21 protein-coding genes and 1 pseudogene are annotated in these 19568 nt (G+C 34.3%); 15 read left to right on the forward strand and 7 right to left on the reverse strand.

Annotation, left to right across the window (positions count from 1 at the left end; all coding sequences use genetic code 11):
- Positions 1-73: 73 nt before the first annotated feature.
- From rsgA to ACSG5Z_RS02455, 5 genes and pseudogenes are all read left to right on the forward strand, one after another.
- Positions 74-1123 (forward strand): ribosome small subunit-dependent GTPase A, encoded by a 1050-nt coding sequence (gene rsgA, locus ACSG5Z_RS02435; protein ID WP_088063100.1) that lies wholly within the window; start codon positions 74-76, stop codon positions 1121-1123.
- A gap of 308 nt (positions 1124-1431) precedes the next feature.
- Positions 1432-2370 (forward strand): annotated as a pseudogene (locus tag ACSG5Z_RS02440) (HAMP domain-containing protein); the annotation flags it as partial.
- A gap of 123 nt (positions 2371-2493) precedes the next feature.
- Positions 2494-3312, forward strand: coding sequence for a methyl-accepting chemotaxis protein (locus tag ACSG5Z_RS02445; protein ID WP_426706994.1), 819 nt, complete (start codon positions 2494-2496; stop codon positions 3310-3312).
- 195 nt (positions 3313-3507) lie between these two features.
- Positions 3508-3813, forward strand: a complete 306-nt coding sequence (locus tag ACSG5Z_RS02450) for a hypothetical protein (RefSeq protein ID WP_435710602.1) — start codon at positions 3508-3510, stop codon at positions 3811-3813.
- 296 nt (positions 3814-4109) lie between these two features.
- On the forward strand, positions 4110-4478 hold the full coding sequence (locus tag ACSG5Z_RS02455; RefSeq protein WP_000965083.1) for a DUF3979 family protein: 369 nt from the start codon (positions 4110-4112) through the stop codon (positions 4476-4478).
- Between the two features lie 36 nt (positions 4479-4514).
- Here ACSG5Z_RS02455 and ACSG5Z_RS02460 read toward each other — a convergent pair whose 3' ends face one another.
- Positions 4515-5555: a YkvI family membrane protein gene (locus tag ACSG5Z_RS02460; protein ID WP_087982788.1), complete on the reverse strand. Its 1041-nt coding sequence runs from the start codon at positions 5553-5555 to the stop codon at positions 4515-4517.
- A gap of 241 nt (positions 5556-5796) precedes the next feature.
- Between ACSG5Z_RS02460 and ACSG5Z_RS02465 the strand changes: the two genes are divergently transcribed.
- The 3 genes from ACSG5Z_RS02465 to ACSG5Z_RS02475 all read left to right on the forward strand — a co-directional run bounded on the left by ACSG5Z_RS02465 (position 5797) and on the right by ACSG5Z_RS02475 (position 7955).
- Positions 5797-6240 carry a Dps family protein gene (locus ACSG5Z_RS02465; RefSeq protein WP_000105195.1) on the forward strand — a complete coding sequence of 148 codons (444 nt, stop codon included), beginning with the start codon at positions 5797-5799 and terminating at the stop codon, positions 6238-6240.
- 107 nt (positions 6241-6347) lie between these two features.
- Positions 6348-6803: a DUF3939 domain-containing protein gene (locus ACSG5Z_RS02470; RefSeq protein ID WP_060490081.1), complete on the forward strand. Its 456-nt coding sequence runs from the start codon at positions 6348-6350 to the stop codon at positions 6801-6803.
- Positions 6804-7010: 207 nt separating this feature from the next.
- Positions 7011-7955 carry an alpha/beta hydrolase gene (locus tag ACSG5Z_RS02475; protein WP_087982786.1) on the forward strand — a complete coding sequence of 315 codons (945 nt, stop codon included), beginning with the start codon at positions 7011-7013 and terminating at the stop codon, positions 7953-7955.
- 45 nt (positions 7956-8000) lie between these two features.
- Here ACSG5Z_RS02475 and ACSG5Z_RS02480 read toward each other — a convergent pair whose 3' ends face one another.
- Together ACSG5Z_RS02480 and ACSG5Z_RS02485 are read right to left on the reverse strand one after the other, a co-directional pair.
- Positions 8001-9002 carry an LLM class flavin-dependent oxidoreductase gene (locus ACSG5Z_RS02480; RefSeq protein ID WP_435710603.1) on the reverse strand — a complete coding sequence of 334 codons (1002 nt, stop codon included), beginning with the start codon at positions 9000-9002 and terminating at the stop codon, positions 8001-8003.
- 105 nt (positions 9003-9107) lie between these two features.
- Complete coding sequence (locus tag ACSG5Z_RS02485; RefSeq protein WP_048543153.1) at positions 9108-9299, reverse strand: DUF3896 family protein; 192 nt, start codon at positions 9297-9299, stop codon at positions 9108-9110.
- Positions 9300-9623: 324 nt separating this feature from the next.
- On the opposite strand from ACSG5Z_RS02485, the gene ACSG5Z_RS02490 reads away from it, so the two are divergent.
- Together ACSG5Z_RS02490 and ACSG5Z_RS02495 are read left to right on the forward strand one after the other, a co-directional pair.
- Positions 9624-11087 (forward strand): flavin monoamine oxidase family protein, encoded by a 1464-nt coding sequence (locus ACSG5Z_RS02490; protein ID WP_098088371.1) that lies wholly within the window; start codon positions 9624-9626, stop codon positions 11085-11087.
- 84 nt (positions 11088-11171) lie between these two features.
- A complete protein-coding gene (locus ACSG5Z_RS02495; RefSeq protein ID WP_001068733.1) occupies positions 11172-11756 on the forward strand; it encodes a GNAT family N-acetyltransferase in 585 nt (194 codons plus the stop codon).
- Positions 11757-11780: 24 nt separating this feature from the next.
- On the opposite strand, the gene ACSG5Z_RS02500 is transcribed toward ACSG5Z_RS02495, so the two are convergent.
- Positions 11781-12683 carry an aldo/keto reductase gene (locus ACSG5Z_RS02500; protein WP_087982782.1) on the reverse strand — a complete coding sequence of 301 codons (903 nt, stop codon included), beginning with the start codon at positions 12681-12683 and terminating at the stop codon, positions 11781-11783.
- A 165-nt stretch (positions 12684-12848) separates the two neighbouring features.
- On the opposite strand from ACSG5Z_RS02500, the gene ACSG5Z_RS02505 reads away from it, so the two are divergent.
- Positions 12849-13799, forward strand: a complete 951-nt coding sequence (locus ACSG5Z_RS02505) for a CobW family GTP-binding protein (RefSeq protein WP_435710604.1) — start codon at positions 12849-12851, stop codon at positions 13797-13799.
- 97 nt (positions 13800-13896) lie between these two features.
- On the opposite strand, the gene ACSG5Z_RS02510 is transcribed toward ACSG5Z_RS02505, so the two are convergent.
- Both ACSG5Z_RS02510 and ACSG5Z_RS02515 read right to left on the reverse strand, forming a co-directional pair.
- Positions 13897-14367 (reverse strand): GNAT family N-acetyltransferase, encoded by a 471-nt coding sequence (locus ACSG5Z_RS02510; protein WP_088063105.1) that lies wholly within the window; start codon positions 14365-14367, stop codon positions 13897-13899.
- Between the two features lie 135 nt (positions 14368-14502).
- Complete coding sequence (locus ACSG5Z_RS02515; RefSeq protein ID WP_137014385.1) at positions 14503-15453, reverse strand: metal ABC transporter substrate-binding protein; 951 nt, start codon at positions 15451-15453, stop codon at positions 14503-14505.
- Positions 15454-15720: 267 nt separating this feature from the next.
- On the opposite strand from ACSG5Z_RS02515, the gene ACSG5Z_RS02520 reads away from it, so the two are divergent.
- The 3 genes from ACSG5Z_RS02520 (at position 15721) to ACSG5Z_RS02530 (ending at position 17645) form a co-directional block, all read left to right on the forward strand.
- A complete protein-coding gene (locus tag ACSG5Z_RS02520; protein WP_000540925.1) occupies positions 15721-15870 on the forward strand; it encodes a hypothetical protein in 150 nt (49 codons plus the stop codon).
- Between the two features lie 115 nt (positions 15871-15985).
- On the forward strand, positions 15986-16645 hold the full coding sequence (locus ACSG5Z_RS02525; RefSeq protein ID WP_048559679.1) for an oxidoreductase: 660 nt from the start codon (positions 15986-15988) through the stop codon (positions 16643-16645).
- 508 nt (positions 16646-17153) lie between these two features.
- Entirely contained in the window at positions 17154-17645 is a 492-nt protein-coding gene (locus ACSG5Z_RS02530; RefSeq protein WP_435710605.1) for a DinB family protein, read from the forward strand.
- A 297-nt stretch (positions 17646-17942) separates the two neighbouring features.
- Here ACSG5Z_RS02530 and namA read toward each other — a convergent pair whose 3' ends face one another.
- On the reverse strand, positions 17943-18980 hold the full coding sequence (namA, locus tag ACSG5Z_RS02535) for an NADPH dehydrogenase NamA (RefSeq protein ID WP_087982772.1): 1038 nt from the start codon (positions 18978-18980) through the stop codon (positions 17943-17945).
- A gap of 133 nt (positions 18981-19113) precedes the next feature.
- Between namA and ACSG5Z_RS02540 the strand changes: the two genes are divergently transcribed.
- Positions 19114-19566: a methylated-DNA--[protein]-cysteine S-methyltransferase gene (locus tag ACSG5Z_RS02540; RefSeq protein WP_087982770.1), complete on the forward strand. Its 453-nt coding sequence runs from the start codon at positions 19114-19116 to the stop codon at positions 19564-19566.
- Positions 19567-19568: the final 2 nt, after the last annotated feature.

Raw genomic sequence — 19568 nt, forward strand, 5'->3', positions numbered from 1 at the left:
GGATGGAAAGGGCGAGACTGTATAAGTGAGCGCACGATCCTTCCGCTTAGCTTAAACTAGGGAGGATATCAATTTGAATCAAAATATTTTAGAATCATTCGGCTGGGATTCTTTTTTTGAAGAACAAGCTGTAGAGAACTTTGAAGTAGGGCGTATTTTACTAGAGCATAAACATATATATCGAATTATTTGTAATGATGGTGAATATATGGCAGAGCTGTCTGGAAAGTTTCGGCATGAAGCAGTAACGAAGGGAGATTATCCAGCGGTTGGTGATTGGGTGTATATAAAGAAAATAGAGAATGAAAAGAAAGCAATTATTCATCGTATTTTTCAAAGAAGAAGCTCTTTTTCTAGACAAGAGGCTGGTAATCGAACGGAAGAACAAGTAATAGCAGCAAATGTAGATTATCTATTTTTAGTAAATGCACTTAACCATGATTTTAACGTAAGAAGAATAGAACGTTATTTACTATTAGCGTATGAAAGTGGTGCAATGCCTGTTATTGTTTTAACAAAGAGTAGCTTATGTGAAGACGTGGAACAGAAAATTGTTGAAACGGAAGCTGTGGCAATTGGTGTTCCGATCTTCGTCGTTGATAGTTTAAAGCATACTGGTATTGAATCGCTGCAGCAATTTGTTTCTTCAGGAAAAACAATTGCTTTAGTCGGGTCATCGGGGGTTGGAAAATCCACTTTGTTAAATGCACTCATAGGACTTGAAGTAGCAAAAACGGGAGATATTCGTGAGGAAGATAGTAAAGGAAGGCATACGACAACTCATCGTGAATTGTTCCGATTACCGAGTGGTGGTTTAGTTATTGATACTCCGGGTATGAGGGAGCTACAGCTTTGGGAAGGAAGCGATGCAATTCAAACAACATTTTCTGATATTGAAGAATTAGCAAAAACGTGCCGTTTTAGGGATTGTAAACATGAAAATGAGCCAGGGTGCGCAGTGCATAGTGCAATTGATAACGGAATTATTACGATAAATCGTTTGCAAAGCTATAAAAAATTACAAAGAGAACTGGCGTATTTTATGAGAAAACAAGATGCTATTCTTGCGAGAGCAGAGCGTGATAAGTGGAAAAAGATTTCTAAACAGCATAAAAAAATATGAAAAGCCAAAGGGTGGTTCCCTTTGGCTTTTTTTGTATTTGTAAATTTTATAATAATATTATTCAAATATATAGACAAAGGGAATTTAATTGTTTAAACTTTACAAAGTATTCATCGTAATAGATTATGAAAATAATAATTTAGGGATGGGAAATGTTTACAACTCGCTAGATTTAACTATTGAAATTGAAAAGCAGGAGGTTTGTAATGGGTAGACTATTAAATTGGTTTCGTGATATGAAAGTAGCAAAAAAACTACTAATTTCGTTTTTTGTCATTTTAATTGCGGCTGTCTCTATTATTGGAGGCATGTCTTATCAAACGGCTAAAAAGAATTTTGAATCACAAATTACGAGCAGTGCTCACGACAATATAAAAATATTAGATAATTTAATCAATCAAATGATTGAGGCGAAATTTAATGATGTAAATAATTTTGCACGGGTGATTCAAGGTAATATGTATCAAGGGGATAATCAAGATGAATTAAGAAAAATGTTATCTCAATATATTAATTTGAATAAAGATGTTGAACAAGTATACGTTGGTGGGAATGATAAGAAATTTGTGCAAGAACCAAATATACAAATGGCAGCAGACTATGATCCAACAGAACGTTCTTGGTATAAAGATGCAGTGGCAAAACAAGGTGGTATTGTCGTTACTGAGCCGTATAAGGCGCAAGGAAATGGACATATTGTCGTAACGATTGCAAAACAAGCAGAAGATAAAAACGGTGTTGTAGCAATAGATTTAAGTTTAGATAATTTATTAAAAACAACAAAGTTAATCAATATCGGTAAAAAGGGATATGCTTTCATTTTAGATGGAAAACAAAAAATAATTGCACATCCTCAAGAAAAATCAGGAGAAAAAGCAGCTGATTCTTGGGCGAAGAAAATTTATGAAGATAACCATGGTGCTTTTTCATATATGTATGATGGCAGCGAAAAACAAATGGTATTTGCTACAAATGTAAAAACAGGTTGGAAAATCGGTGGAACGATGTACTCAAATGAAATAATTGAAGCTGCGCAGCCTGTATTTTATAATATGTTAATTGTTATGTTCATTTCATTAGTTATAGGCGGAGCACTTATTTATTTTGTGACACTTTCTATAACGAAACCATTAAAAAGATTAGTTGCCACTTCTAAAGAAATAAGTGAGGGAGATTTAACGCAAACAATCGAGATTCATTCTAATGATGAAATTGGCCAACTTGCAAAAGGATTCAATGAGATGACAGATGCATTGCGAACGTTAATTGGAAGAATTAATACTTCGGCTGGACATGTTGCAGCAGCATCAGAAGAGCTAACGGCAAGTGTAAGACAAGCGAGTGAAGCAACTGAGCAAATTACAATGGCAATGGATGAAATATCGAGCGGGGCAACAACGCAAACAACGAGCGTAGAAAATGGTGCAATGTTATTATTTGATGTAACAGAAGGAATTCAGCATGTAGCAAAAAGTTCATCATCAATTAATACAGCTTCTGCTCATACTCGTGAAAAGGCAGAAGATGGCGGGAAACTAGTAGGAAAAACAGTAAATCAAATGCAGTCTATTGCAGAATCTGTTTCACAATCAGATGAAGTTATACAGTTGCTAAATAATAAATCAAAACAAATTGGTGACATACTAGAAGTCATTCAAAATATTGCAGATCAAACGAATCTTCTAGCTTTGAATGCGGCAATTGAAGCTGCAAGAGCAGGAGAGCACGGAAGAGGATTTGCGATTGTTGCAGATGAAGTACGTAAATTGGCGGAGAAGTCTAGTGTATCTTCTAGTGAAATTAGTAAATTAATATGTGAAATACAAGATGACATGAGTAAGACGGTAAAATCTATGGGGCATGTAAATGAAGAAGTTCAATCTGGACTTGTTATTGCGAATGAAACGAAGCAAAACTTTACTGAGATTTTACTATCTACAAATGAAATTGCAGATCAAATTAAAACGATGGTTGAAACGGCTAACGGGATGTCAAAAGGTGCAAATGAAGTGTCTATTTCAGTAGGTCAAATTGCAATGACAGCACAGAACAATGCGACGAGTACTCAAAACGTTGCAGCATCAGCAGAAGAACAACTAGCGTCCATTGAGGAGATTAGTTCGGCGGCTGGTACATTATCTCAAATGGCTGAAGAGTTACAAGGGTTAATTGAAAGATTTAAAGTTTAACAGAGGACAGACTATCTCCAAAATAGCAGTATGCTATTGGAGTAGTCTGTTTTTATTATGTAAAATGAAATGAGATTGAGAGTATCTTTATAATATTTAAAGGTATATTTTGTATGATATTTGTCGAAAAATAGAGGTATTTGTTTGCTTTGTGTATAATTATAATCGTATAAAATGCAAATAAAGGAGATTACTATGGGAGTTTATTGGGGTACCAAAAGAAATTCTTGGCTTAGTTATGTCTCATTTTGGTTAAGTATTTCATTTTTTATTGTCTTTCTAATTGAAGTGTTTATTTTAAAAACACTTTCGAATAGTTCGGTGCAAATTGTTAAATATTTTTATTTTATACTTGTACCAGTAAACATCTTTCTTAGTTTAAAGTTACTCTTTAAGAAGAATGAAAAGAAAGCATTACCTATTTTTAGTTTCATCGTATCATTATTATTTACAATTTTAATACTAGTATTAGCGTTAGTAGCTACGGGGAAATTCTTTTAAGGGGAGTGATAAAAGTCACTCTTCTTTTTTGTGATTGTAAGGAAATACTAAGCGGAGGATGGACAAAGAGTGTATTTACTTATGTTTGATATGATTGGAAAGCGTTAGAAGCATATTAAGAAATATAATGAGAGACAATTCATATAATAATGAAGAAAATCAGGTGTTTTACATGCAATTATGAAGCAAATGAATACGGTAAAAACGACGATATATGGTACAATACATATGGATAGTGATAGAGATAAAGGGTATATAAAATACTCATCGTTTTTTAGTAAGAGAGGGGTTATCTTATGCTATACGAGGATTTGATGACATTATTTCAAGCAGCTCCGAAAGAAGAAGGTAGAGGCGGCTGGAAATATATAATCCAGGAACGAAATGATAAATATGAAATTGTTGATGAACTGTTGAAAAATCAAATGAGTGTTGAATTGTATTTTAATGAATATGATGAGGTGAAAATCACTTTATATAAAGATGGAATGCCTATTTCTACTATGCAAAGAATTGCGATTTCAAAAGTTGAATTAGACGAAGAGGAAGAAGGAATTCAATTCGTTTTAGAACGTATGCCTAGTCGGATGATTCGGTTGCAATTAAAGCCATATTTAGCACTCGAAATGGGGCCGTACTGGGAAGTATGCGATGATTGTGAATGAACATAAAAGAAGCATCCAATAACATGGATGCTTCTTTTATGTTTTTTGAAGTTGTTTAAAAGCAATAATTGGCAGTAAAATGATGCTGACCCATCCAATTATAGGATATAGAATGTGGAGTAATTCACTGTAACCAATGTAACTAAAGCAATAACTAATTAGTAAAATGAAGAAAATAATATTGTTACTTTTCCATCTGGTGATGGATTGAATTTGTTTTGTCATTCCGAACACATTACCAACTAAAGTTGTGAACACTTCACCGAAAATGATAAGAACAAAGAAAAAGTGAAAAGTTGCATTGAATTTTCTTATGACTTCAGCCATTGGGATATTATATTGATAAAATTGATCGACTGATAAAATAGCTAAATGGCTACATAATAAAATTAAAGAAAGTCCTGCACCGCCTAAAATACCGCCCCATAAAATGGCCTTTCGATCTTTTACTTCACTGGCTAACGGGACGAGAACGCTTTGGGCGAGAGAAAGATTTAAGGCGACATATGTAATAGGACTAGTAATCCACTTCATATTCCAGCTTTCTGCAGGAATAGTGTCACTAATAGGAGTTGTACCGTGAAAAAAAGTTGTAATAGCAAGTCCGATAATAAAAATCATCATAATAGGTACGACAAGTGTATTAACTTCAAAAACCCCTTGTAATCCGCGACTACCTATAATGAGACAGGCGATCAATATAATGAAAATACCAAGTTGTCTTGGTAAACGAAGTTGCTCTTCAAATACCGCCCCAGCTCCTGATAACATAACGCTCGTTACACCAAATAATACGAGTAATAATAGTGTGTTTACAACATTGCCAACTACATCCCCAAATAAATATTTGTTAAATTCTTGCGCTGAAAATGCACCGATTTGTGATGAAAGTAACATCATCTTTGTGCCAAGCCAAATAAAAAAAAATCCACTTACACATATGCCAATTGTTCCATATAATCCGTTCACTGTAAAAAATTCAACGATTTCTCGTCCAGTAGCAAATCCAGCTCCAACGACTGTTCCAATATAAGTAGCAGCGACCTTCTTTGCTACTTGCCATTGTTGATTGTCCATGTTATCCCTCTTTCTACTACGATGAGCTTGATTTACTATTATGCATATGTATGAGCTTGGACAATTAGACGTATGAAGTGTTTGAAAACATACATGAATTAAAAGATATTAGGGAAGTATTAAAGGTGTTAAAACTTTGTTACATATGAGCCAATCGTTCGAAAGGATAGGAAATGTATGGTAAAATGTAACTAGGTTATTAAAAGATAAACATTATGAAATGATAAGAGGAGTGGATTGTATGAGTACGAAAACAAATGTTGTTGAAGTATTAAACAAGCAGGTAGCAAACTGGAATGTGTTATATGTGAAACTACATAATTATCACTGGTATGTGACAGGACCACACTTCTTTACGTTACATGAGAAATTTGAAGAGTTTTACAATGAAGCTGGAACAAATATTGATGAATTAGCAGAACGTATTTTAGCGTTGGAAGGTAAACCGCTAGCGACAATGAAAGAATATCTTGCAACATCTAGTGTGAGTGAAGGGACAAGCAAGGAATCTGCAGAAGAAATGGTGCAAACATTAGTGAATGATTACTCTGCACTTATTCAAGAATTAAAAGAAGGTATGGAAGTTGCTGGCGAAGCTGGCGATGAAACATCAGCAGACATGTTGTTAGCGATTCATACAACATTAGAACAACATGTATGGATGCTAAGTGCGTTCTTAAAATAAATATAAGTATATAAAGAAAAAAGTCATTGAAAAATTCTTTCAATGGCTTTTTTTGTCATTTTTCAGTTTTCTTTTATGCTATAATATAGTAAAAAGGAGGCGATGCAATGTTTCGCTTTTTCAGAACTGGAAAAGAAGAGCGTGAAATTACGAAAGATGAATTAGAACAAGCGATGGCTAAGTTTCTAGAAACGAATGCTAATATTGTTTATACAGTATTAGTAAATGATGATTATACAGTAAATTATGATTTGTTAAAGCCGTATTTACTTGCATTTCCAACAAATAGTTTTCTTATTACGAAGGAAACGCTTGAGGTATTTGAACATACAGAAGAAAATCTAAACCTAGTTAAAGAAATTGATATCGTACAAAAAGCAGTAGATCAATACGTAACAGAAAAAGAAATGTTTCCAATTGTTGAAGGTAGTGAAGATCGCCTTATATGCGGGATGAAATTAGGGCCGTATTTAAATCGTATATTAAAAAGAGACTTATATATTTCAGAAAAACACTATTTAGTTTCAAGTAAACCAGACAGAAAAAAACAAAAGAGTGGGTAGATGTATTGAAAACAACAATAAATATATTGTTGTCTTTTTTTGTTTAGTAAAATATTGATTTTTCAGTTTATTAAATTTTATACTAAACTTATTGGACGAAGAGAAGTAATGATTAAGTATTGTTAGCGTGAGTTATATACAGTGATTACAGAATGGTATAAAGGTTTGAGAAATAAATATTATAAAAGATTACGGGGGAATGGATGTATGAAAAATAGTATGACTTACATTCAATTATTAAATGAAACGTTACATTGTTACGCAAATAAAGGGAGTTTGGAAGCGTACACTTATATAATGGAGCATGCTAAAGGTGTAGTGGGGAATAAAGCGCAAATATATAATTTTAAATATGCGCTAGCGAGTGCAGCGGGGCTTGAAGAAGAAGCGTTACAGATAATGAAGGAAGCTATTATAGACAATGGATTTTGGTACGGAAATGAGTATTTAATTTCGGACGATGATTTAACGCCACTACATAAATTTGAAGAGTTTCATAAAATGGTTCAATTATGTAAAGAAAGAGAAGAATTAGCAAAGAAAACAGAACGAGCAGACGTGAAATATTTAGACAGCAATAAAGAAGGAAAACTATTTATTGCAATGCACGGGGATCAAGAAAATATAGAAATAATAGAACCATATTGGAAATCTGTTTTGACACAAGATTATACGTTAGCTTTACCACAATCTTCGCAAATTCAGTTTTCAGATGGATTTGTTTGGGATGATAAACATAGAGGGAAAGAGGAATTAAAAGAGCATTACGTTACGTTTATAGAAAATCATACAGTAGAAAGTGTAATAATTGGTGGTTTTTCTGCTGGCGCAAGAGTAGCTTTGTATACAATTTTACAAAAAGATATAGATGTAGATGGTTTTATTTTTGTGGCGCCGTGGCTTCCAGAGATTGAAGAATGGAATGAGTTGGTGGGAGTGTTACAGAATAAAAATATAAAGGGATATATAGTGTGTGGGGATCAAGATGAAGATTGTTTCGAATGTACACAGCAATTTGTACAATTATTAAGAGATAAGAATATAGAACATGAGTTTAAAGTTATACCCAATTTAAATCATGATTATCCTAAGGATTTTGATGAACTATTAAAAGAAGCTATTGAATATATAGACGACAAAAATAATAAGTAGTAAAAAAGGGAGATGCATCATAATTGATGTATCTCCCTTTTGTCATTATAAATGAAAAGCATTTGCTAGTAAGCGATAAGAATTCAATTTATCTTCAAATCGATGAGTAATTGTGACAATCATAAATTCATCAGTATTGTACGCTTTGCTTAAGTTTACGATTTGTTCTTTCACAGAAGATGGATCACCGACGATCATACGTTGACGATTTTCTTTTATACGGAATAAATCATAAGCGCTGTATGGATAATTTTGTGCAGTTTCGATAGAAGGAGTACCAGTTGTACGCTTTCCTTGTTCTAGTAATAAGATTGATAAATCTAAACTAGAAGCAATTTTTTCCGCCTCTTCATTCGTTTCTCCGCAAATAACAAAAATAGAGACGATTGATTTTGGTTTATCTCCTAAATAAGAAGGTTGGAACTGTTCTTGATAAGCATTCATTACTTCAGGGCCACCGTATCCGTTAATGAACTGTGCGAATGCAAAAGAAGCACCTTGTTTTGCGGCAATCATTGCACTCTCTCCGCTAGAACCAAGCATCCACATCTCGGGAGATGTTGGAATGACAGGAGTAGCCTTTAAATTTGCATAATGATGGTTTTCTGGTACTTGATCATGTAAGTACATTGCAACATCTGCAATTTGTTCTGGGTATTGATCAAGTGAGACCATTTTGCCTTCTTGAAGTGCGCGAGTTGCAATTGGCATACCACCAGGTGCTCTGCCGACACCAAGATCAATACGATTTGGATAAAGCGCTTCTAAAACACGGAAATTCTCAGCAACTTTATATGGGCTATAGTGTGGCAACATAACACCACCTGAACCCACTCTCATACGATCTGTTTTTGCTGCAATATGTGAAATAAGTATTTCAGGACTTGAACCAGCAAGGCTGACAGAGTTGTGATGCTCCGATACCCAAAAGCGTGTATATCCGAGTTTTTCAACTTCTTGCGCAAGTGTAACTGTATGTGAAAAAGCTTGGGCTGCTGTACTACCATCTGAAATAGGTGATTGGTCTAATACGCTTAATTTGATCATAGAATATACCTCTCAATCTTAATGTACATCCTATTATATATTTACTTACGAAAAATGCGTAATAAAATGCTCAAAATAAAAAATGGATAAATTCTATATTTACTTTTAACGAGAAAATCCTCGTTCATAATGATTCATTTCGGCTAAATTTAATATATATTCGTAGTTATCAATCTCAAGTTTTAGTTGTTCACGCTCTTTTTTAGATAGATGCTTACAACTAAGTTTGTTGCATAGTTGTTGTTTCTTTTCTTCTAAATACTTCTTTGTAGCGTGGTAGTCGTAAGTTTGTTTCATTTTTAACCACTCCTTCTTTGCTGTTGCTATATTATACGAAGCGTGAAGAGGTGTGAAAGCTAACTCTTATGTACTTTTAGTGAATATTCCTCTTTCTATGTTGTTATGTTTATAGGAATTTATGAATAAAATGCACTAAACCACTAATGCCCATTTTATCCCGCATTAACGGGCAGTAAAACTCCCACCTCAAAATTCGGCTGGAGCAAAGAAGTTAGGTGGGAGATTAACTGCCCATAAAAGCCCGATTGGTTCAACTAATAATCAGTAGGGGAAGACCCCCCACTGATTATAGTTTCACTTTATGAAGTAAGGGGTGGAATTGTGCAGAAAGATATAATGTATAACACTGAGATGGATGAAACGTTAAAAGTTATAAATAAAGGCTTAAAGAAGACGACTCGTCCGAAGCGAATTATAGTAGTAGGGGCCGGTATGGCTGGGTTGGTTTCGGCATCTTTATTAAAAGCTGCAGGACATGATGTAAAGATTTTTGAAGCAAACAACCGGGTAGGTGGCCGCATAGAGACGGTTAGAATGGAAGATACCGGATTATATTTAGATGTTGGGGCAATGAGAATTCCGTATTCGCACACATTAACGATGGCATATATAAGAAAATTCGGGCTACAGGTAAGCCCTTTTATTAATAGGAATGAGACAGATATCGTTTACGTAAATGGCCGAAAAACGACATTAAAACAATACGAAAAAGATCCAAGTATATTAAAGTATCCTGTGGAAATGAATGAAGTTGGGAAAACGTCTGAGGAGCTATTAATGTTAGCGGTGCAGCCCATTATAAATTTTATAAAAAAGAACCCAGAGAAAAATTGGGATATTGTAGTAAAGGATTTTGGGAGATACTCTACAGGACAATTTTTAAAGTATTACCCTTATCAATATAATACTTACTTTTCACCAGTAACAATAGAGATGATTGGTGTTTTATTAGATTTAGAAGGTTTTTTGGAAAGGTCATTTGTTGAGACGTTACGCTTTTTATATATTATGCAAGTGGAGAGTGGATTTTGTGAAATAGTAGGCGGGAATGATAGATTACCAAAGTCCTTTTTACCACAATTAGAAGAAAATATTATATATAATCAAAAATTAATGAAGCTACAACAACATGATAATGGTGTGACAGCTTTCTATCGAAACGAGGAAACTTTTGAATATAGTAGTATTAATGGGGATTTAGTTATTATTACAATCCCATTCTCGACAATGCGTTTTGTGGAAGTAGATCCATTTAATTCTATATCTCATGAAAAATGGAAAGCAATTCGCGAATTGCATTATATGCCAGCGACGAAAATAGGAATTCAATTTAAAAGTCGATTTTGGGAAGAACAAGGACAATTAGGTGGCAGGATTATAACGGATTTGCCAATTCGTTACGCCTATTATCCAAGTCACGGAATTGGAGAAAAAGGACCTGCTATGATGTTAGGAAGCTATACATGGTCTTATGATGCGTTGTTATGGGATGGGTTATCAAAAGGTGATCGTATTTATTACACACTACAAAATTTAGCGACAATATTAGGCGATCAAGTATATGATGAGTTCATGTCTGGCATATCCAAAAGTTGGACATTGGATCCATATGCACTGGGAGGGTTTGCACTATTTCAGGCAGGGCAAGAATCTGAGCTACAACCAGCGATTATAAAACCAGAGGGGAGATTATACTTTGCAGGTGATCATACAACGTTATATCACGGATGGATACAAGGTGCAATTGAATCTGGAGTTCGTGTAGCGGTAGAGGTAAATGATTAAAATGTGTAAAATTCAGAAATTTCTTTACTGTATAGTTTGAGATGGATATTATTATATATAAAAGAATTAAAAGGAGTGTTGAAAGTGAATCCGTTATTATTTGATTTTCCTTCTGAATTTTATACTGATAGGCTATTTATTCGAATGCCGAAACCAGGTGACGGTAAAGCTGTATACGATGCAATTCAAGCTTCTATGAAAGAATTAAAACCATGGATGGTTTTTGCACAAAAAGAGCAAACAGAGGAAGAAGTAGAGGTGAGCATTAGAAAATCACATATTCAATTTTTGCAGCGTGAGGATTTAAGATTACTAGTTTTTTCGAAAGAAACAGGTGAATTTATTGCATCAGCTGGATTGCATCGTATTAATTGGGATATACCTCAATTTGAAATTGGGTATTGGATTGATTCAAGGTTTAGTGGAAAGGGTTATATGGTAGAGGCTGCAAAGGGTATAACGGATTATGCTTTTTCTGAGCTGAAAGCAAACCGCGTAGAAATTCGATGTGATTCTTTAAATAAGAAGAGTAGAGCGATACCTGAGAAATTAGGATTTAAGTTAGAAGGTACATTGGAAAGTGCGAGTGTAGCGGTAGATGGAAATGGATTAAGGGATATGTGTGTATTTGCCATGACTAGAAATACATATGAAAAAGAAGAGCTGTAAAGAAACAGCTCTTCTTTTTGTGTATTATGGTACAGGATGTCCATTAGAGCTTTCGAAAATTGTAAACCATTGTTGACGATCTAAATTAACTTTTGTAGCAAGGGCGGCTGTTTTAACACGATCTAATTTACCAGATCCAACGATTGGCATCATGTTAGCTGGATGAGCAAGCAGCCATGCATACATAACTGTATCGATGCTAGTAACATCTAGTTCAGTAGCAACCTTCTGTAAAGTTTCACGTAAACGTACAGCACGTTCTGATTGACCAGTAAAGATTTCTCCGCCAGCAAGAGGCGACCAAATCATAGGATTGATTCGCTTTTCTTGGCATAAATCAATTGTCCCTTTTTCGAAATGTTCAAGCTGCATCGCAGATACTTCAATTTGATTTGTAATGAGCGGGAAATTTAAATAAGAACTTAACATATTAAACTGTGAAGGTAAAAAGTTAGATACACCGAAGTGACGGACTTTTCCTTCTTGCTTTAAGCGTGAGAACGCTTCTGCTACTTCATTTGGATCCATAAATGGATCAGGGCGATGAATGAGCAGTACATCAATATAATCTGTATGTAAGTTTTGTAATGAGTCTTCCGCGCTTTTTATTATATGTTCAGCACTCGTATTGTAGTGCGCAACATATCTCTCTGGAAATTTTGGTGATGGGGGAGCGATTCCACATTTTGTGATAATTTGCATGTCTTCGCGTAAGGAAGGCTTGAGTTGTAACGCTTCTCCAAATAATCCTTCACACGTATATCCGCCATAAATATCAGCATGATCGAAAGTAGTAATTCCCATATCCATACAAGCTTCCATAAAAGAAAGTAACTCTTGCTTTGGCATATTCCATTCTGCTAAACGCCAAAAACCTTGAATAATACGAGAAAATTCTAGTGTTTCGGCCATTTGAACTCTTTCCATTATAAGTACCTCCTTGATGAATGAATCATTTTTTGAAAAGGCTTTCTTGCTACATATTATTATATAGTTACAGTGTCGTACATACAATAAATATGTTTTGCTACAAAAACGATTTTCTCTATATGCTATAATGTAAAAACATATAGCTATAAGGAGATGTACGAAATGATTCCAGTAACAATATTAACTGGTTTTCTTGGATCAGGGAAAACGACATTATTAAATCGCATTTTATCAGAAAATCACGGTTATAAATTAGCAGTGATTGTAAATGAAATAGGACAAATTGGTATTGATAATCAGCTGATTATGAATGTCGAAGAAGAGATTATGGAGATGACGAATGGATGTTTATGTTGTACTGTACGTGAAGATTTACTAGTCGCTTTAAAACAATTACTGGACGTAAAAGCAGAAGGTAAAATGGAATTTGATGGATTAGTAATTGAAACGACTGGTCTTGCAAATCCAGGTCCGATTATTCAAACATTCTTTTTAGATCCTGTGATTCAATCTGCATACCAAATTAACGGCGTTGTAACAGTAGTAGATAGTTATCATATACATAAACATTTTGAAAAAGGACTAGAAGCAAAGGAACAAATTGCATTTGCTGATGTCGTTTTAGTAAATAAATTAGATTTAGTGGATGAAAGTGAAAAGGAAAATCTATTGCAGGAACTGCAAGGTATTAACCCAACTACAAAGTTAATCGAGGCGACTAACTGTGATGTAGATATTCCATCGTTACTACAAATTCAAACGTTTAAAACGAAAGATACGTTACAAATTTATCCTCATAAAGAGCATAATCATCTAGAAGGGGTAAAGTCGTTTGTACTACGCGAAGAGCGACCGTTAGATTTACAAAAACTAAATGAGTGGATGTCAGCTGTCGTTCAAGAGCTAGGGGAGTATTTATATCGCTACAAAGGAATTTTATCGATTGATGGAGTAGATAAACGTATCGTTTTCCAAGGTGTGCATACACTGTTTGCTGCATCATATGATAGAGAGTGGCAAGAGGGCGAAGAACGAGTAAGTGAAGTTGTGTTTATCGGAAAAGATATTAATAAAGAATGGTTCCAAGAACATTTCGGGGAGTGTGTGAAATAAGTCTGCATATATTGCAGGCTTATTTTTTTTACTTAACTAAGTATTTTGTAGAAAAATGCTAGATTGCAAAAAACGAAGGGTAATAAAAAGCCTGTTTTCACAGGCTTGTATGTTCATCTAATAGTAACTCCATTACAACACCTACAACTGGACCTTCGTCATCAATATCACCATTTAAACGGAAACCAAATGACTCGTATAATCCCATTGCGAGTTTGTTGTCTGGATGTAAACTTAAATAAATTATTTTACATTCAAATTTATCTTGTAAGAATTGAATGAGTATGCGAAGGAAACGTTTTGCGTATCCTTTTCCTTGATATTGCTCGTCAATCATAAAGCGATCTAACCACACACTTTTACGTTTTTCCCAATACCATCCATACATTGCGTATCCTACAAGTGTTTCTCCATCATATAAACCTACTGACGTTCCGTTTCCCTCATATAATGATTCTGCTAGAGAAAACGCATTGCTTTCAATAAATTGCTGCTGGTCTTTTGCGACGTTTAAAGCAGCTACCGAACGCCAATTTTTTGCTGTAACTTCACAAATGTGAAGAGTCATAATTCCAACTCACCTTCTAAATTAATATAGCTTAAAAGCTAATATGGATAATTTTACTTGTTATTTTGGTCAAGTCAAGTAAGAACAAATAAAAAAGAAGCTGAATGACATATTCAGCTTCTTTTAAAAATTTGATTAGTTAGTAGCTTCTTTTAATGTATTTACGTTTTCTTCCATTAAAGTGAAGTAATCTTTATTGCTCTTCGCATCATCTTCAGAAATAGTAGCAAGATGATTTAAGCGTAAAATTTTTGTGCCCGTTTCTTTTTGAATGACAGATGCTACTTTTGGAGTAGAGAATGTTTCAAATAAAATATATTTTAGATTATGTTCTTTTACTGTTTTTGTAATGTCAGCAAGCTGTTTTTGAGATGGTTCATCAGAAGCTGAAATACCAGCGATAGCAATTTGTTTCAGGCCATAGCGTTGTTCCCAGTATCCATAAGCCGCATGAGAAACTAAAATATCTTTCGTTTTTGCATTCGCAATAGCTGCTTTAAATTGATCATCTAAATCAGTAAATTTTGTTTGAAGTGCTGCAAAGTTTTTTTCGAACTCTTGTTTATGGTCAGGTTGTAATTCTACAAGTGCATTTTTAATTTTTTCAGCCTGTTTCATTGCTAGAGTAGGGTCTAACCAAATGTGTGGGTCTTTATCGTGATGATGTTCCTCTTCTTTATGGTCGTCTCCGTGATCATGATGCTCTTCTTCAGTAGAAGTACGCAGTTCAATACCTTTTGAAGCATTTACAATTTTAACATTTTCTTTTTGTAATGCTTTTTCCATTTTTTCAGCAAATGGTTCTAATTCAGCCCCGTTATAAACGAATAAATCGGCTTTTGCAACTTTTACTGTTTGTTTTTGACTTGGTTCAAATGTATGAGAATCTGCACCAGGTGGATAAATTGCTTCAACCGTTACATAGTCGCCACCAATTTTTTTTGCGAAATCTGCAAGAGGAAAAATAGTTGTATAAACAGTTAGCTTTCCATCTTTCTTGGCATTACCTTCTTTTTTATTTGAGCAGCCAGTAAAAATTAAAGTGAAAATAAGTAAGAATGAAAATATAGTCAATCTTTTAGGCATGAAGTTCTCCTCATTTCTTTTTTTACGGATATATTTTCCCCAATTATAGAAGAAAAATATCATTTTAATACAAAACGGAATAATTACGTTTTAGTTTGCGAACTTAGTATAATACATCTTTTATAAAGTTGCAATAAATAATAATCATTCCGATTTGTTTTTGTTATAAAGTTGTCAAATTTGGATGTATTATTTTTAGGAATGCATGCATATGTGACAACGCTACGTTCATATATTTGAAAGGAGGGTGTAGAGGGGGATGAGTGTTTGGGTTACTTAATGGAAGCTATTTTATTGATATTAGCGGTAGTATTACCATTAGCATTAGTCTTAATTTTTTTAAGAAGATTAATAAGTAATTTAGGAGATGCATCAACAGTAACAAAATTGCGAGAGAAAGATGAGAAAAAAGAGTGAGTAAAGCACTATGCGTACGCATAGTGCTTTACTTGTGGTAAAATGAGAGCAGGAAACTCCTAAAAGTTGTATTTTACTGAAGGAGAGAAAAGTAAAATAAGAGGTATATGCATATATGAATAAGCGAACAGCGTTAGTACTTGGTGCAAGTGGTTTAGTTGGACAAGAGATAACGCGTCTATTACTTGAATCAGATTACTACGATTCGGTTACTATTTTTGTAAGGGAACCAATGCAATGGCAACATGAAAAGTTACAGCAAAAGCAAATAGATTTTTCGATGTTAGAGGAATATAAAGAGTTTTTTGCTGTAGATGACGTATTTAGTTGTCTAGGAACAACAATCAAAAAAGCAAAAACAAAGGCAAATTTCAAAAAGGTAGATTATGAATATACGTTACGAGCTGCTTGTTTAGCTGAAAAACAAGGGGTACAAAATTTCCTTGTTGTGTCTTCAATGGGAGCAAAACCTAAATCGTTTTTCTTTTATTCGCAAGTTAAAGGGAGAATGGAAGAGGAATTACAAAAGTTAGTCATTGGTGGTATTCACATTTTTAGGCCATCTTTATTAGTAGGAAATCGACAAGAATTTCGTTTCGGTGAACGAATGGCTGAAAAGTTATCTCGTATCATTCCTTTTATATTTAAAGGGGCTTTCAAAAAGTATAAACCAATTTCAGCGAAAGATGTGGCGAAAGGGATGTATATAACTGCATTGCGAGAAGAAACGGGTATTTATATTTATAACTCAAATGAAATTACAACGATAGAATAAAAAACGAAAAGAATGACATGTATTTAAAAAAAGTTTGATTCTTGAATGAATAGTAAATACATGTAGTTTAGCAATTATAAGAAAGTAAAAAAGGAGTGGGGAGCCCACTCTTTTTTTACGATAATTTATTATGCAAATCGCATTTTTATCCCGCTATTTGTGGACAGCAAAACCCCCGCGGATTAAAGTTTCACTTTATACATCTCCAACACTCTTGATCTTGTACGACAAGTGATCTCGTTTATTGCAATGCTATTTTTAGAGTCGTATTATACTAACTGATGATTTCGTGTTATAAGAATGTTTCACCTCATTTGAAAATATACTACTATCATATATCCATTGCTTGTAATGCCAATAAATCAAATAGAATATACTTTCTATTTGGAAATAATCTGTTTTTATATCTGTTTGAGTAAAATCTGAAGGGAATTGGGTTCCGAAGATATAAAAGTCCCATATGTACTACTCCGTATTTTTTGGAGATTTGCAAAAGGAGGATATAAGAATGAGTAAAAAAGAAATGTTGCAAAATGGAATTAAGCAAGTGTTTTACGAAGAAGAATGGTATCCACCTTTATCAGACGCGTTAAAGGACCTTACTGCTGCACAAGCATGTTGGCAACCAGAAGGAGAGGCTAGTAATACGATTTGGGAAAATGTAAACCATTTACTTATCTTTAAAGAACGCTTACTTGCCCGCTTGCATCAAGATGAAACATTTGTGGCGCCACAAAATAATGATGAAACGTTTGTCCAAGGTGGACGTAATGATGAGGATGCTTGGCAACAAACAGTGTTGCGAACAATTCAAGTGCATGATGCCTTACAATCTGCATTAATATCCCTTCAAGAAGCAGAACTAAATCAATTAACTTCTTCTCTACCAATTTGGCAACAATATATGAACATCCTTTTGCACGATGCTTATCATACCGGGCAAATTGTGCAACTTCGCAAGCTTCAAGGTTCATGGCCAGCGCATCGTTCTTATTGGTAAATGATACTTAAAATTGTTGGAGTTATAAACGAAACAAACGAATTAATATGTAGAATACTACTATATGAAAAAACAATTTCTCACTTAATCTGAGGAATTGTTTTTTTTCGTAATCATGATTGTGGAATTCGATTTTTAACCCTGTCACATATTCAGAAAGGGAGATAAATACATAAAAAAATAGGTGTATCAAGCAAAATGTTGATCCACCTTAAAACGATATTATGAAATAACATACGTTATCTTATAGTATACTTTTTATTCCTCTAGATTCAGTAGTACATATTATTCTCGGTTTTATTTATTTGTATGGAGTTTCCCCGGTGCTCGTTTGTATTGATACGGTTCTTCTAACTCAAAACTAAGTTCATTGGCGGCTATTCTTGGAAAGTAAGGATTGCGAAGTAACTCACGTCCGATAAAAATTAAATCTGCTTCGTTATTATTTAAAATTTGTTCTGCCTGTACTCCATTCGTAATCAAACCAACAGCCCCAGTTGCAATGTTAGCATGTTCTTTAATATGTTTAGCATATTGCACTTGATACCCGGGATATACATCGATGTGTGCCGGAACAACAGCTCCAGAACTACAATCAATTAAATCTACTCCTTGTTCTTTCATCCAGTTTGTATATGGAACGTAATCTTGAACCGTTAAACCGTCAGGATGATAATCGTTTGCTGAAATACGAACAAATAACGGTCCGTTCCAAACTTCATTTATTGAGTCAATGATTTCACGTAAGAAACGATAGCGATTTTCAGGTGAACCTCCATATTCATCGGTCCGTTTATTAGAAAGTGGAGAAAGAAATTCATTAATAAGATAACCGTGAGCGCCGTGTATTTCAATAACGTCAAATCCAGCTTGTTTGGATCGTATTGCAGCCTCTTGAAAAGCTAATATGGTCTTTTTTATTTGCTGTATACTCATTTCTACTGGGATTTTCATAGTTTCATTAAACGGAATTGCGGATGGAGCGAGAGCATCCGTTTCTAATTCAGCTTTTCTTCCGGCGTGAGCAAGTTGAATGGCGGCTTTTGCGCCGTTATCATGTATAAAAGTTGTCGTTTTATGTAAGCCTTCAATTAGGCTATCATCCCATATACCTAGGTCTTTATTAGAAATTCTTCCTTCAGGTAACACGGCTGTTGCTTCGATCATAACTAAACCAACTTGACCAGCAGCTCTTGTTCCGTAATGAACGTGATGGAAATTAGTTACTTGGCCATCCTCGTTTTCTGATGAATACATGCACATAGGTGACATAACGATACGGTTTTTTAATGTAACGTCCTTAATTGTATAAGGTGAAAAAAGTTCAGAATTCATCCAATAGCCTCCTAGATTGAATTTTCTTACATTGTATCATTCTTGTTTTTGTTTCCCTAATAAAACGCTTATACGAAAAATTTTGTCTATTCGTGTTACAATAATTAATATGAATTGAATTGGAGGATGACATATGTACCAGGCTTATTATGAAAGTGAATTAGGCTTGCTGGAAATTACAGCGAACGATAAAGGAATTACGTCTGTTATATTTGTTGATGAGAGACAAGAAGAACATAAAAATGAAATAATAGATCAATGTATAAATGAGCTAGATGAATATTTTAAGGGGAAAAGAAAAGAGTTCACAGTCCCGCTATCTGCTGAGGGAACAGTATTTCAAAAAAATGTATGGGATGCGCTTTATACTATCCCTTATGGCGTAAGTGCTTCATATTTAGATATTGCAGAGAAGGTTGGAAATACGAAAGCTGTACGGGCGATAGGAGGGGCAAATAGTCGGAATCCAATTTCAATAATCGTTCCATGTCACCGTGTAATAGGAAAGAGTGGAAAGCTTGTTGGATATGCTGGTGGTTTATGGAGGAAAGAGTGGTTATTAAAACACGAAGGTATTATGAAATGACG

Origin of the sequence: Bacillus pretiosus, from assembly GCF_051294775.1 — a bacterium.
GTDB classification, from domain to species: Bacteria; Bacillota; Bacilli; order Bacillales; family Bacillaceae_G; genus Bacillus_A; species Bacillus_A wiedmannii.